This is a genomic window from Janthinobacterium saanense (assembly GCF_014200675.1).
Taxonomy (GTDB): domain Bacteria; phylum Pseudomonadota; class Gammaproteobacteria; order Burkholderiales; family Burkholderiaceae_D; genus Janthinobacterium.
Genome location: NZ_JACHCI010000007.1, coordinates 178,701 through 193,678, shown reverse-complemented (window position 1 = coordinate 193,678; position 14,978 = coordinate 178,701). Strand labels below are relative to the sequence as shown.

Genomic DNA, 14,978 nt, shown 5'->3' with positions numbered 1-14,978 from the left:
CATGACTGAACGTAAAGGCATCATCCTGGCCGGAGGATCGGGGACGCGCTTGTATCCCGTCACCATGGCAGTGTCCAAGCAATTGTTGCCGATCTATGACAAGCCGATGATTTATTATCCGCTCACTACCTTGATGCTGGCTGGCATACGCGAGATTTTGATTATCTCGACGCCACAGGATACGCCACGTTTTCAGCAATTACTGGGTGATGGCAGCGCATGGGGCCTGAAGCTCACATATGCGGTGCAGGAAAGTCCTGATGGTTTGGCGCAAGCTTTTATTATCGGCAAGGATTTTATTGGCGATGGCGCTTGTGCACTCGTGCTTGGCGATAATATTTTTTATGGTCATGATTTGCAGCTTCAGCTGGAACAAGCGTCGTCGCACCGGTCCGGTGCCACCGTGTTTGCCTATCACGTGCAGGATCCGGAGCGCTATGGCGTAGTCGATTTCGATGCCTATGGCCAGGCGACCAGCCTGGAAGAAAAGCCGCTGGTGCCGAAGAGTAACTATGCGGTGACTGGCCTGTATTTTTACGATAACCAAGTCGTCGAGATTGCTGCAGGACTGCAGCCATCGGCGCGTGGCGAACTGGAAATTACTGACGTCAACCGGATTTATCTGGAGCGCCAGCAATTGAATGTCGAGATCATGGGGCGTGGTTACGCGTGGCTCGATACGGGCACGCATGAAAGCCTGATTGAGGCCAGCAACTTTATCGCGACGATAGAGCATCGCCAGGGCTTGAAAGTGGCGTGCCCGGAAGAGATTGCATACCGCAAAGGATTTATCGACGCGGCGCAGCTGGCGCGCCTGGCCCAGCCCCTGGCCAAGAATGGTTATGGCCAGTATTTGCAGCGTTTGCTGAAAGAAGGGAAAGTAGCATGAATGTGATCGCCAGTCCGATTGCGGATGTGTTGATCATCGAACCCAAGGTGTTTGGTGATGAGCGCGGGTTTTTCTTTGAAAGCTATAACCATGCGCAATTTGAAGCTGCAGTGGGTAGATCAGTGTCTTTTTTGCAAGATAATCACTCCCGTTCTGAAAAAAATGTCGTGCGTGGCTTGCATTATCAGATCCAGCAGCCACAAGGCAAGCTGGTGCGTGTTATTGCCGGTGAAGTATTCGATGTCGTCGTTGATCTGCGCCGTCACTCCGTCACGTTCGGTCAGTGGTATGGCGTGATATTAAGTGCTGAAAATAAGAAACAGCTGTGGGTGCCCGAAGGTTTCGCCCATGGCTTTACCGTGCTGAGCGAGAGCGCTGAATTTTTATACAAGACCACCGATTATTGGGCGCCGCAACATGAACGCTGCATCGCCTGGGACGACGCCACGCTGGCGATCGAATGGCCGTTGGCTGGCCCGGCAGTATTGTCGGCCAAGGATGCACAGGGCACGGCCTTTAGCGAGTCGGAAATGTTCAATTAATGCGCCATTTTTCCAGTTCACCCAGGGAAATGGCGGCCAGCCTGTGGCGTAATCGCGGCCTGTTACTGGTATTGATACAACGCGAAGTCATCGGCCGCTACCGCGGCTCGGTACTTGGCATCCTGTGGTCATTTTTCAATCCCGTCTTCATGCTGACCATCTACACCTTCGTGTTCAGCGTGGTCTTCAAGGCGCGCTGGAATGCCGGCAGCGACTCAAAAACGGAGTTCGCGCTGGTGCTGTTTGCCGGCTTGATCATTTTTAATCTGTTTTCAGAGTGTATCAACCGCGCGCCCGGCCTGATCATGGCGAATGCCAATTACGTCAAGAAAGTGGTATTTCCCCTGGAAATATTGCCTTGGGTGAGTGCCGGTTCGGCTTTCTTCCATTTCATCATCAGCCTGGGCGTGTGGCTGGCCGCGTATGCGCTGCTGTTCGGCGTGCCGCACCTGACGGTGTTGCTGCTGCCCCTGATCGTCTTGCCGCTGATGCTGTTCATCATGGGCCTGAGCTGGATGCTGGCGTCGCTGAGTGTTTACCTGCGCGATGTCGGCCAGTTTATCGGCATGGTGACCACGGTGCTGATGTTCCTGACGCCGATTTTTTATCCGGTCAGTTCGCTGCCGGAAAAATATCGCCATTTGCTGCTGCTCAATCCTTTGACGCCGGCCGTCGAAATGACGCGTGATATTTTATTTTGGGGCAAGCTGCCCGACTTCGGCATGCTGTCGCTGTACGCCTTGGCTACCCTGATGGTGGCCTGGCTGGGTTTTGCCTGGTTCCAAAAGACGCGAAAGGGATTTGCCGATGTCCTCTGATATATCGATTCAGGTAGAGGGCTTGAGCAAGTGCTACCATATCTACGACCGGCCGCGTGACCGCCTGCTGCAAATGCTGGGGCGCGGCAAAAAACAATATTTCCGTGAATTCTGGGCTTTGCGCGATGCCTCGTTTTCCGTCAAGCGCGGCGAGACGGTGGGCATCATTGGCCGTAACGGCAGCGGCAAGTCGACCTTGCTGCAAATGATATGCGGCACTGTTGCACCCAGCTTCGGCACCGTCGTCACGCACGGCCGCGTGGCTGCGCTACTGGAACTGGGCGCGGGCTTCAACATCGAATTCACCGGGCGTGAAAACGTCATGCTGAACGCCGCCATCCTGGGTTTCCCGGCGCAAGACATGCAGGCGCGCATGGCGCAAGTGCTGGAATTTTCCGAACTCGGCGACTTCCTCGACCAACCGGTCAAGACGTATTCGAGCGGCATGTATGCGCGGCTGGCATTTTCCATCGCCATCCATGTCGATCCGGACATCCTGATCGTTGATGAAGCCTTGTCGGTGGGCGATGCCCGTTTTGTCGCCAAGTGCATGCGGCGCATCAAGGAAATCAAGGAGCGCGGCACCACCATCCTGTTTGTCAGCCATGATGTCGGCTCGATCCGCACCTTGTGCGAGCGAGTGGTCTGGCTGGACAAGGGCAGGCTGGTCGAGCAGGGCGACGTGTTTCCGGTGACCGGGCGGTATATGGAATTCATGTTCCGTGATGAGCAGAGCGAGGAAGAGGTGCTGCAGGCGGAAATCGAACGCCAGCAGCAAGACTTGCCGCAGAGTAGTGCGTTGCCAGCCATCGCTGGTGAAGAGGCCGTCATCTTGCTCGATGCGCGCCCGGTGACCCATTGGGGATCGCACAAGGGCAGCATCCTGTCAGCCTCGGTGCTCGATGTAGATGGCGAACGCAAGAATGTGCATTACTGGAATAGTGCGATCGAAGTCCGTATCGATTTGCATATCCCGGCGGGTATTTCTCGCGAGCATTTAAGTGTCGCCTTTTCGATCAAGGATTTGCAGGGCAGCGATCTGATTGTTTCCACAACACATGACTTTGATGGAAAAGTCTTGCCCGATACCGAACGTTTTAGCGTATCGTTCCAACTTAATAACTATTTGTTGACGGGTAAATATTTATTGGTCGCTGCACTGGAAAATCGGCAGCACAGCGATATTCATTATTATGAATACGTCGAAGGCGCCCATTATTTTTCATCCTTATCCGATGCGCGCCTTTTTGGACAATTTCAGCCTCCCATCCAGCACTCTATTTTGCTCAAGTAAATGACAGACGTTACTACAATCAATACCGGCACCTATTGGGACGGCCGCTTTTCGACCGATTGGGAGTCCTTCGAGGGACCTCGCCAGTCACGTTTCTTTGCCCGTCTGGCGATAGAAAGCCTGCCGCACTGGCTGTTCGATGAAATCCGGCGCGATCGTCTCAGCCTGGTCGACTGGGGCTGTGCGCAGGGCGACGGCACCGATGTGCTGGCCAGTTATATCGATGCAGGGCAGTTGAGCGGGGTGGATTTTTCGGCGGTGGCCATCGAACAGGCCAGCCAGCGTTATCCAGCCATCGAGTTTCTCAACGAGGATTGGCTGGCCGCAGCCCAGGCCGGCTGCAAGAAGTTTGATGTGGTGTTTTCGTCGAATACGCTGGAACATTTCCATCGGCCTTACGACGTGTTGGGCATTCTGGGGCAGCGCGCAAGTAAGGCCATCGTACTGGCCTTGCCTTACCGCGAACGCGACCGTATCGACGAGCATTTTTACTCTTTCCTTCCTGAAAATCTGCCACTGGTGCTGGACAATGGATTCCGCCTGGCCTGGTCGCGCGTCATCGATTGCCGTCCGCTGCCCAATACCTTATGGCGCGGCGAGCAAGTGATCCTGGTGTATGCGGCGCCCGCCTGGCTGGACCAGCGCAGAATGTGCCTGCAAGACTATCGGATTGAACAAGACGACCAGAGCGCGCAGTCGCGCCACCTGCAGGAACAGTCGCGTAAGCTGGAGGAACAGTCGTACCACATGCAGGAGCAGTCGCGCCGCCAGGAGGAGCAGTCGCGCCGCCAGGAGGAGCAGTCGCGCCACCAGGAGGAACAGTCGCGTCATCAGGACGCGCAGTCGCGTCACCTGCATGAACTGTTGATCGAACGTGATACGCATATACTGGAATTGCGGCGGCAGGCCGATACGCTTGCCGCTGACATCGTCAATCTGCATCAGCAGTTGCAAACGTCTGCCACTGAAAACACCAGCCTGCTCAAGAGCGTTGCTGACTCGACGGCGGAAATCAATAACCTCAGCCATTCGGCAGCAGCCCAGCAAGCTGCGCAAAAAGTGCTCGACCATATGCGCAACACGCGCTCCTGGCGCCTGACCGGGCCGCTGCGGTTTGGCGCCCGTTTGTGGCGTTACGGCTTGCTCAGCGAAGACCGCCAGAAATTGCTGCGCGGTTTGCGCAAGGTATATCATGCTTTGCCCTTGCCGGAAGGCGTCAAGCGTACACTGCTCGGCACCTACCGTAAAACCGTGGTCCAGCCTTACACCGCGGTGCGCAAGCAGGTGCTGGTGTCGCGTCCGTTCGACCCGCCGGCTTTGAGGCCGGCAGTGCAGCAAGCCGATGCGCCGGACTACATCGTCTGGGGCGTGATCGACTGGCATTTCCGTCATCAGCGTCCGCAACAGCTGGCACAGGCGCTGGCCCAGTCCGGCCGGCGGGTGTTTTATGTATCGGTCAACCTGGTCGACGATACGCGCGCCGGTTTCGAGCAGGAACAGCTCGACAGCGCGGGCCGGCTGTTCCAGATCCGCCTGTATGCCGCCGGCGCGCCGGTGATTTACACTTCTGTACCGAACCACGATATCGTGCAGCAATTGCGCGGCAGCCTGGGGGAAGTGCTGGACTGGGCCAATTCGCATAGCATCGTGTCGCTGATCGACCATCCGTTCTGGTACGACGTGGCGGCAGTGTTGCCGAACAGCCGCGTCATCTACGACTGCATGGACCACCACGAAGGCTTTGGCAATACGGCCGAAGCGGTGCTGGAACTGGAACGTGCGCTGATGCGCAATGCCGATCTGACCATCACCACCTCGGCCTGGCTCGACGACGTGGTGGCGCAGCATGCACCGCACCGCGCACTGATCCGTAACGCCGGCGAGTTTGCCCATTTCGCGCAGCGGCCAGGCACTATTTACACGGAGCCGCAGGGCCGCAAGGTGATCGGCTACTACGGCGCAATTGCCGAATGGTTCGACCTGGAGCTGGTCGAAGCGCTGGCGCGGCGTTTCAGCGATTGCTGCATCCTGCTGATCGGCGCCGATACGGTTGACGCCAAGGGCAAGCTGGCGCATTTGCCGAATGTGGTGATGACCGGCGAAATGCCGTATGCACAATTGCCGGCATATCTGCACGCCTTCGATGTCTGCCTGTTGCCGTTCAAGGTGATTCCGCTGACGCTGGCGACCAATCCCGTCAAGGTGTATGAATACCTGAGCGCCGGCAAGCCGGTGGTCTCGGTCGACCTGCCGGAAATGCGGCAATTCGATGGCCTGGTGCGGGTGGGCCAGGATACCGAGGGTTTCCTGTCGGCCGTCGCACAGGTGTTGCAAGACAATGATGGGCCGGACGCCATCGCACAACGCCAGCATTTTGCCCAGGAACAAACCTGGAACCATCGCGCGCGCGCCTTGATCAGCGAGGCCGAATCGGCTGCGCGCGATCCGATGGTCAGCGTGATCGTGGTCACCTATAACAATATCGACTTCACGCGCGCCTGCCTGAGCAGCCTGGAGCTGCATACCCAGCATGCGCCGCTGGAAATCATCGTAGTCGATAACGCTTCCTCGGATGGCTCGCCAGCCTTCCTCAAGGAATGGGTAAGCGGTGCATCGAACCGCAAGCTGATCCTGAACGATGATAACCGCGGTTTTGCCGCCGCCAATAATCAAGGGCTGGCGGTCGCCTCTGGTGACTACCTGGTCTTGCTGAACAATGATACCTATGTCACGCCAGGCTGGGTGCGCACGATGTTCAAGCATTTGCAGCGCGATCCCGGTATCGGCCTGATCGGTCCGGTGACCAATAATATCGGCAACCAGGCGAAGATCCAGACCAGTTATAGCAATATGGAGGAGATGCTGCTGGAAACCGGGCGTTATACCCGCAGCCATATCGGTCAGTTGTTCCCGCTGCCCACGGCAGCATTCTTTTGCGTGATGTTACCGCGCAGCGTATATCAACAGGTCGGCGACCTCGATGAAGTGTTTGGCCGTGGCTTCTTCGAGGATGACGATTATTGCCGCCGCATCGAACAACTGGGATTGCGCATCGTGTGTGCCGAAGACGTGTTTATCCACCACCATTTGTCGGCCTCGTTCAACAAGGTCAGGAGCAGCGACCGGCAAGCCTTGTTCGAGCAAAATAAAGCGACCTATGAAGCCAAGTGGGGCCCATGGGTGCCACATAATTATGAACGGGATGTAGTTTGATGCATGATTTGAAGAATGCTGGTTCGCTGGAGGCAATCGCAGGCAAGTGGCGTAACGGTGCGACAACGATGCTGCTCGCGCTCTTTCTGATGGGCGTGGTTTTTTACCTGTCCGCCTATGGGCTGGGAGCGCATTATGCACCTTCCGCGGTACCCGTACACCATGATGATTATTCCAACTATGGCTCTGGTGGAAATGTCTGGAATTGGGTGTGGATACGGCCGTTTTCGACCCTTTTGATCCAGGGTTTGGCGCAGATGGGCCCCGAGTGGCTGATCTGGAGCATACGTTTGCTGAGTTTGGTCTTTGTGTTGCTGAATTGGAAGTTACTCTGCGAAGTCATCCGTCCGGCAAACTATTGGATAGCGCTGCTGTTATTTGCGGTGGTCTGCTTTGCGACACCTGTGATCGCCGAGTATGCGCGCTACACTGGCATGGTCACCCATATGCTGTCGGGCTGCTTTGGTGTGGCGGCGGCGTGGGCGCTGTTGCGCGAAGTGACGCGGCCAGGGCGCGGCGCATTGCAGTGGTCGCTGCTGCTGCTGGTTTTGTCGGTATTGGCAAAGGAAGATTTTGTGGTGCTGTATGCGGTAACGGCGGCGTATGCCGTGCTGCAGGCGCGCGGACAGCGCAAGCGCATGATCGCCTGGAGCGGGATCGCGCTGCTGATCTCGGGCTTGCTGATCGCCGGTGCCAAGTTCATGGCTGCGTCGAGTTTTCTTGGCATGAGCGACACCGCTGCACCTTATTTCATTGATGCGACGCCAACCGGCATTGCCCATACCATCTGGCGTTACTTGCTGGGCGGAGGGCATCCGGCGCTGGGGCAGCATGGCAGGACGATCTGCACCGTGTTTGTATTCGTGCTGGTATCCACTCTGGTGCTGATCCTGCGTACCCGGGCCGTGCCCAAGACCGCTTATCTGCTGGCCGCCATGCTCAGTGTCATGTTGCCATATTCGGTACTGCCCAACCATGTCAATGCTTATTACGAACTGATCTGGCTGCCATTATTGATGGCAGCCTGTTACGCGGCTTTGTTCGAGTTGGTGCAGGCTTTTACTTCTGCAAGCGAGCGTAGCGCAAAGGTTTTTGCGACCAGCATCTTCCTGCTACTGGTGATCCTGGTGTCGCTGTTCGACCGTAGCGGACGCGACAGCATCGCCAGCTGGTATGACGAAGTAGGAATGTCAAATCGACATGTTCTGGCCGCGTTGGCCTCCCAAAAAGATCAGATCAATCATGTTGGCAAGGTATGTGTCAGCGGCGCTGATACTTTTTCGCCGTGGTATATGCATGGCGGCAGCTACCTCGATCATGTGATGGGTTTGCATGCAACATGGTATGTGCTGGCCGACCCGGCCTCGCCCGTATACGCCGGCCTGGTTTCTGGCGCGGCTAGTTCGGCTGGCAAGACTATTGTCGTTGAGACCACTCTCGGAATGCCCGTAGACTGCGTGGCCATCCATCTGGAGGCGCTGAAATGACGACGCTGGGTAATCTATTTGTTGGCAAGCATAACAATCTCACCTTGATTCGCCTGCTGGCGGCATTTACCGTGATCTATGGGCATACTCCGGCCATCGTGGCAGGCACACCAGCCGACTGGGTCACGCGGACCACCAATTACGCCTTCAGTGGCGGCGTTGCGGTTGACTTGTTTTTCCTGATCAGCGGTTTCCTGGTCACCGCCAGTATCCTGAAGGGGGGCGTCCGGCGATACCTGGTCGCGCGAATATTACGTATCTATCCGGCACTGTGGGTCAATCTGCTGCTGGTGACGTTTGTCATGGGTTCCGTGTTGACGACTCTGCCGCTGGGCGAATATCTACGGCATCCTGATGTCTGGTCATATTTCACGGGGCTGGCAGGCACTTTTCGCGGTGGCTTTTTTCTACCGGGCGTATTTGAAACCCATAGCGATCATGCCGTCAACGGATCGATCTGGTCAGTATTGATCGAGGTGTGGCTGTACATTTTCTTGCTGGGCTTTTATCTGTTGGGGATACTGCGCCACCGGGCGCTATTCAATGTGGTATTTTTTGTCGGTATCGTGGCTCTCTGGTCTGCGCCCGAGCTGACGCCGTCCTTGTTCAATAATTCGACCAGCCGCCATGTCTGCTTGTTGTTTTGTATCGGGGCTTTTTTATATATCAATCGTGACAGTGTACCGGTCAGTCCATTTTATTTACTGGTGGCACTGTTTCTGGCTGGCATTACCTTGGGCACGGATCGTTTTCCGTTCGCCTACATTTTGCTGCTGAGCACTTTTTTCTGCGTCGTCAGTTTTTATGCACAATTTGCGTGGCTGGACCGCTGGGGGGATTATTCCTACGGCGTGTATTTGTATGGATGGCCATCGCAGCAATTGGTAGCCCATTATTTCCCGCGTTTATCTGGCATGGAAAACTGCATGTACTCATGTATGTTGGCATTGTTGTGCGGATTTCTATCTTGGCATTTGGTTGAAAAACGGGCGATGAAGCTTAAAGATGGATTTTCAGCCAAGCTGGGCCTGCTACCATTGCGTACAATGAAAAGCACTTAATAGGAGTTTTTGAATGATTAACTTGTTTTCCGACGTGGCGGCGAATGCCTCGCTCGATTTTGAGGGTGCGCTCAAGCGTGTGCTGACACGGCATTGGTATGTGCTCGGCCAGGAAGTGACAAATTTTGAAAGTGCGTTCGCCGCTTATGTCGGCGTCGAGCATTGCGTCTCCGTGGCCAATGGCAGCGATGCGCTGGAAATTGCGCTGCGCGGTCTGGGTGTCGGCCGCGACGATGTGGTGGTGGCGGTGGCCAATGCCGGCTTCTACAGCAGTACGGCGATCCACGCGATCGGCGCGGTACCGCTGTATGTCGATGTCGACCCGTCCAGCATGACGATGACGGCTGAAACGCTGCAGGTGGCGCTGGCGCAGCAGCCAAAGTGTGTCATCGTGACCCACCTTTACGGCCAACTGGCCGACATGGATGCCTTGCAGGCGCTGTGCCGCAAGGCCGGCGTCGCCCTGATTGAGGATTGCGCCCAGTCGCATGGCGCGCGGCGCGATGGCCGCATGGCCGGCGCTTGGGGAGACGCTGCCTGCTTCAGTTTTTATCCGACCAAGAATCTTGGCGCGCTGGGCGATGGCGGCGCCATCGTGTGCCGCGACGGCGAACTGAATGCGCGCTTGCGCACGCTGCGCCAGTACGGCTGGTCATCCAAATATCAAGTCGTGGTACAGGGCGGCCGTAACAGCCGCCTGGATGAAATGCAGGCCGCCATCCTGAATGAAAAACTGCCCTTGCTGGATCGCTGGAACGCCGAGCGGCGCAGTATCGCCAGCCGCTACAACGCCGCTTTTGCTGCCTTTCCAATACTGGCATTGCCGGCTATTGGCGACGATTATGTCGCGCACCTGTATGTAATCAGGATCGATGGACGCGACGCCTTCCGCGAATTCCTCAAGGAACAGGGCATCGCCACCGATGCACATTATCCGATACCTGATCATTGCCAGCCGGCCTATCCCGGCGCCCGTATCGCCGGCGCCTTGCCGGTGACCGAGGCGGCCAGCCAGACGGTGGTCAGCCTGCCGTGCTTCCCCGGCATGAGCGATGAACAGGTGGAACAGGTGATTGCCGCCGTCAGTGCTTATTTTCAGCGCTGAAAGGAGTTTGCGTGCTTTCATTAGTGATTCCGGTATATAAAAACGAAGGATCGATTCCTGATTTGCTGCAAGCGGTGGATGGCTTGCGACGCTCGATCGACGGCGATTTCGAAGCCGTATTTGTGATCGACGGCAGTCCGGACCGCTGTTATGAGCTGCTGCGCGACGCTTTGCCGGGTTGCGGCTTCACATCGCAGCTGATATTGCTTTCTCGTAATTTCGGTTCCTTTGCCGCCATCCGCACGGGCTTGCAGCTTGCCAAGGGTGAGCGGTTCGCGGTGATGGCTGCAGATTTGCAGGAGCCACCGGAACTGGTTTTGCAAATGGACCAGGTTTTGCGCGCCGACGAGGCCGACGTGGTGCTGGGATCGCGCGAGGGCCGTATGGATCCGCTGATGACGCGTGTGCCGTCGCAGATATTCTGGGGCTTGTACCGCCGCTATGTCGTCGCCGAGGTGCCGGTTGGCGGAGTCGATGTATTTGGCTGTAACAAGGTGTTCCGCGATACGCTGTTGACGCTCGACGAGCAGCACACTTCGCTGATTGCGCAACTGTTTTGGCTGGGTTTCCGCCGCAAGCATATTACCTATGTACGCCAGGAGCGCCAGCACGGCAAGTCCGCCTGGACCTTCAGGAAAAAGGTCAACTACATGATGGATAGCGTGTTTGCGTTCACCGATTTGCCGATTCGTTTGCTGATACGGGTTGGCGGCACGACCGCCTTGCTGGCGGCGCTGTTTGGCCTGGGCGTCGGTGTGGCACGCTTGTCCGGATGGATCGCCGTGCCAGGTTATGCCATGACCATGACGGCGATCGTGTTTCTCGGTGCGGTGAATCTGTTTGGCCTTGGCATCGTCGGTTCCTATGCCTGGCGTGCTTATGAAAATACCAAGAGCCGGCCGCTGGCAATACCGATGCGTGTCCAGCAGTTCGGCCAATAAAGAGGGATAAGAGGGATACGATGGATTATTTTGTACATCAAAATGCTTTATGCGAAAGCAAGCATATTGGCGCCGGTACCCGCGTATGGGCGTTTGCGCATATTTTGCCGGGTGCGGTGCTGGGCAAGGATTGCAATATCTGTGATCAGGTCTTTATCGAAAACGATGTGACGGTCGGCGACCGTGTCACCATCAAATGCGGCGTGCAGTTGTGGGATGGCCTGGAAGTGCACGACGATGTGTTTATCGGACCGAACGTTACGTTTACCAACGATCGCTTTCCGCGTAGCAAGCAGTTTCCTGAAACGTTCTTGCGTACGACAGTCGCTGCGCGTGCATCGATCGGCGCCAATGCGACCATCCTGCCCGGTTTGACCATCGGCCAGAACGCCATGGTCGGCGCCGGTGCGGTGGTTACCCGGTCTGTGCCGCCGCATGCCATCGTGGTAGGCAATCCGGCCAAGATCGTCGGTTACGCGGACACTGCAGACTCCTCCAGAGCTGCCAGGCTGCCCTCGGGCGCTGCCGAGCCTGGTGTCGCGCCGACTCAGATCAAGGGCGTTACCTTGCATACCTTCCGTGCCGTGCCGGATATGCGCGGCAGCTTGTCGGTCGGCGAGTTTGAACGCGAAATTCCGTTCGTGCCGCGCCGCTATTTCATGGTCTATGATGTGCCGACGGCTGAAACGCGCGGTGAACATGCGCACCGTAACTGTCACCAATTCCTGATTGCCGTCAAAGGCAGTGTACGGGTGGTCGCCGACGATGGTGACAAGCGCGAAGAAATGTTGCTTGATAAACCCAACATGGGCTTGTATCTGCCGCCGATGACCTGGGGTATCCAGTACCGCTATTCCGCCGATGCGATTTTGCTGGTATTTGCCTCTGACTATTATGATGCTGCAGATTACATCCGTAATTACTCGGATTTCGTAGCCGAGGCGAAAAGCGGAAAAACGGCCTGAGCATGATCACCATTTCTAGCAAGATGCAATATTGGCTGCGCTTTCTGGTTGGTGGATTGCTGAATACAGGCCTGACATACGGCCTGTATTTTTTGTTGCAAAAATTATTCTTTTATCAGATTGCTTATGCACTCGCTTATGCCAGCGGCATTGTTTTTTCGTACTGGTTCAACGCCAGTATCGTATTCAAGACGCCCTTGAGCTGGAAAGGGTTGTTTACCTATCCAGTTGTGTATGTTGTGCAGTATGGCACTTCAGCACTATTGCTTGGAGTGTTGATTGAACGCTTGCGGATTCCCGCTCACCTGGCTCCGTTGCTGGTCCTGGTGGTGATGATACCGCTGACGTTCTTCCTGAGCCGGTGGGTCTTGCGTGGTCGCAAACCAGCAGTCTGATGTTAATGGCGCCCCGATGTGGTCGCGCAGTAGATAGGAATCCTATGTCGAAAATTAAAATTATCTGTGCCGTCGGCACCCGTCCGGAAGCGATCAAGATGGCGCCGGTGATCCTGGCGCTGAAGCAGCAGCCGTGGGCTGACGTACGCGTGCTGGCTACTGCCCAGCACCGCGATTTGCTGGACCAGGTCTTGAACTTCTTCGGCATCACGCCGGATATCGACTTGAATATCATGCGCCCTAACCAGGCCCTGACCACGCTGACGGCGCGGCTGTTGCTGGAACTCGATGAAGTCTTGCTGGCCGAAAAACCGGACGTGCTGCTGGCGCAAGGCGACACCACCACCGTCATGACGGCGGCGCTGGCCTGCTTTTACCACCGCATTCCGTTCGGCCACGTCGAAGCGGGCTTGCGCACCTGGGATATGCAAAATCCCTTCCCCGAGGAAGCCAACCGCGTCATCGCCGGCCGCCTGGCGCGCTGGCATTTCGCGCCGACCGAGGGTTCGCGCCAGAACCTGCTGCGTGAAGGCGCGCCCGACAGCGATATCATCGTCACCGGCAATACCGTCATCGACGCCTTGCTGATGACCGCCAACCGCGAACTGGAACTGGGCATCGAGCTCGACCCGGACAAGCGCCTGGTCCTGATCACCTCGCACCGCCGCGAAAATTTCGGCGCGCCATTCCGCGATATCTGCCGCGCCATCCAGACCTTGGCCGAGCGCAATCCGGACGTGCAATTCCTGTATCCGGTGCATCCGAACCCGAACGTCAAGGATGTGGCGTATGAAGTGCTGGGCGGGCGCGCCAATATCCACCTGTGCGCACCGCTGGACTACGCGCCGTTCGTCGCGGCGATGAAGCGCTCCTACCTGATCATCAGCGATTCGGGCGGGGTGCAGGAAGAAGCGCCGGCGCTCGGCAAGCCGGTGCTGGTCTTGCGCGACGAAACCGAACGTCCGGAAGCCGTCGAGCAAGGCGTGGTCAAGCTGGTCGGCCCGCATTACGACAGCATCGTGGAACAAGCCCAGTTGCTGCTCGACGATGCGTCCGCCTACAGCGCCATGGCGCGCGGCATTTCGCCGTATGGCGACGGACATGGCGCCGAGCGCATCGTCGAAGTGCTGCGCGGGCACTTTGCATGACATGTCTGATTTACCTGTCTCCACTTCCGTGGAGCAGTTTTGCACAGCGCCCGCATAAATTCGTCGAATGGTTTCATGCCAGAACCGGTGGCCAGGTGCTGTGGATAGACCCCTATCCTACCCGGCTGCCGGCGCCCGGCGATTTTCGGCGCATCAAGACCGCCATCGCCGCGCCGCAAGCCGCCAGGCCCACGCCACCGTGGTTGACAGTGTTGCAGCCGCGCGCCTTGCCGATCGAGCCGCTGCCAGGTTCAGCCTGGCTCAATGGCTTGCTGTGGCAACCGGTCTTGCTGGCCATCGAGCGCTTCAGCGCCAGCGGCAAGTGTCTGCTGGCGATTGGAAAACCTTCCAAACTGGCACTGGACATCCTGCGCCGCCATCCGCAACTGCCATCGTTGTTCGATGTGATGGACGACTTTCCGGCCTTTTATCGCGGTTACTCCAGGCATGCCATGGAACGCAGCGAGCGGGCGGTGGCGGCGTTGGCGGGGCAGGTGACGGTATCGTCGAGCTTGCTGGCAAGGCGGTTTGCCGATTGCGGCGAGCGCCTGCATCTGGCCTTGAATGCTTGCGCCTTCGAAACCTTGCCACCGCCCGATGCCTTGCCGCCGCGCCCGGAACAGCCGGTGCTCGGTTACGTGGGTACTATCGCGCAATGGTTTGACTGGGAACTGGTGATTGCGCTGGCGCGCGCTAATCCGGATCTGCCGGTGCGCCTGATTGGCCCCGTGTTCGGCGCCGTGCCGGCGCAGCTGCCGGACAATATAGAATTATTGCCGGCCTGCGAACACCGCCAGGCGATCCGCTTCATGCAAAGTTTCTCGGTTGGCTTGATCCCGTTCAAGCGCACCACCCTGACCGATTCGGTCGATCCGATCAAATATTATGAATACCGGGCGCTGGGATTGCCGGTGCTGTCGACCCGCTTTGGCGAAATGGCGATGCGCGAAGGGGAGGCCGGCGTGTTCCTGGCCGAGCCGCAGGGCGACCTGGCGGCGCAGGTGGCGCAGGCGCTGGCGCACCGTGACGATGCCGCGCAGATCGCACAATTTCGTATCGGCCATTCCTGGGATGCGCGTTTCGACGCGGCCGGCATATTGCAGCGGCTGTGAGCCGCCGC

General features: G+C 57.4%; 13 protein-coding genes. All 13 read left to right on the top strand.

What is annotated here, in order from left to right:
• Nucleotide 1: 1 nt before the first annotated feature.
• Genes rfbA through HDE72_RS12500 form a run of 13 tightly spaced genes read left to right on the top strand, consistent with a single transcriptional unit; the run spans nt 2 to nt 14,970 of the window.
• Nucleotides 2-889, top strand: a complete 888-nt coding sequence (rfbA, locus tag HDE72_RS12560; protein ID WP_183741265.1) for a glucose-1-phosphate thymidylyltransferase RfbA — start codon at nt 2-4, stop codon at nt 887-889.
• A complete protein-coding gene (rfbC, locus tag HDE72_RS12555) occupies nt 886-1,431 on the top strand; it encodes a dTDP-4-dehydrorhamnose 3,5-epimerase (RefSeq protein ID WP_183741263.1) in 546 nt (181 codons plus the stop codon). The genes rfbA and rfbC overlap by 4 nt, the downstream gene beginning before the upstream one ends.
• Nucleotides 1,431-2,249 (top strand): ABC transporter permease, encoded by an 819-nt coding sequence (locus HDE72_RS12550; protein ID WP_183741261.1) that lies wholly within the window; start codon nt 1,431-1,433, stop codon nt 2,247-2,249. The genes rfbC and HDE72_RS12550 overlap by 1 nt, the downstream gene beginning before the upstream one ends.
• Nucleotides 2,239-3,543, top strand: coding sequence for an ABC transporter ATP-binding protein (locus HDE72_RS12545; RefSeq protein WP_183741259.1), 1,305 nt, complete (start codon nt 2,239-2,241; stop codon nt 3,541-3,543). Before HDE72_RS12550 ends, HDE72_RS12545 begins: the two co-directional genes overlap by 11 nt.
• On the top strand, nt 3,544-6,756 hold the full coding sequence (locus tag HDE72_RS12540) for a glycosyltransferase (RefSeq protein ID WP_183741257.1): 3,213 nt from the start codon (nt 3,544-3,546) through the stop codon (nt 6,754-6,756).
• Complete coding sequence (locus HDE72_RS12535) at nt 6,756-8,243, top strand: hypothetical protein (protein ID WP_183741255.1); 1,488 nt, start codon at nt 6,756-6,758, stop codon at nt 8,241-8,243. Before HDE72_RS12540 ends, HDE72_RS12535 begins: the two co-directional genes overlap by 1 nt.
• Nucleotides 8,240-9,304, top strand: coding sequence for an acyltransferase family protein (locus HDE72_RS12530; protein WP_183741253.1), 1,065 nt, complete (start codon nt 8,240-8,242; stop codon nt 9,302-9,304). The genes HDE72_RS12535 and HDE72_RS12530 overlap by 4 nt, the downstream gene beginning before the upstream one ends.
• A gap of 13 nt (nt 9,305-9,317) precedes the next feature.
• The gene (locus tag HDE72_RS12525) at nt 9,318-10,409 is read left to right on the top strand and encodes a DegT/DnrJ/EryC1/StrS family aminotransferase (RefSeq protein ID WP_183741251.1); all 1,092 of its coding nucleotides are present in this window, start codon (nt 9,318-9,320) and stop codon (nt 10,407-10,409) included.
• A gap of 11 nt (nt 10,410-10,420) precedes the next feature.
• A complete protein-coding gene (locus tag HDE72_RS12520) occupies nt 10,421-11,350 on the top strand; it encodes a glycosyltransferase family 2 protein (RefSeq protein ID WP_183741249.1) in 930 nt (309 codons plus the stop codon).
• A gap of 20 nt (nt 11,351-11,370) precedes the next feature.
• Complete coding sequence (locus HDE72_RS12515) at nt 11,371-12,315, top strand: WxcM-like domain-containing protein (protein WP_183741247.1); 945 nt, start codon at nt 11,371-11,373, stop codon at nt 12,313-12,315.
• A gap of 2 nt (nt 12,316-12,317) precedes the next feature.
• Nucleotides 12,318-12,710: a GtrA family protein gene (locus HDE72_RS12510; protein ID WP_260176653.1), complete on the top strand. Its 393-nt coding sequence runs from the start codon at nt 12,318-12,320 to the stop codon at nt 12,708-12,710.
• 44 nt (nt 12,711-12,754) lie between these two features.
• Nucleotides 12,755-13,858, top strand: a complete 1,104-nt coding sequence (gene wecB, locus HDE72_RS12505; RefSeq protein WP_183741245.1) for a non-hydrolyzing UDP-N-acetylglucosamine 2-epimerase — start codon at nt 12,755-12,757, stop codon at nt 13,856-13,858.
• Nucleotides 13,855-14,970: a glycosyltransferase family protein gene (locus HDE72_RS12500; RefSeq protein ID WP_183741243.1), complete on the top strand. Its 1,116-nt coding sequence runs from the start codon at nt 13,855-13,857 to the stop codon at nt 14,968-14,970. The genes wecB and HDE72_RS12500 overlap by 4 nt, the downstream gene beginning before the upstream one ends.
• Nucleotides 14,971-14,978 lie beyond the last annotated feature (8 nt).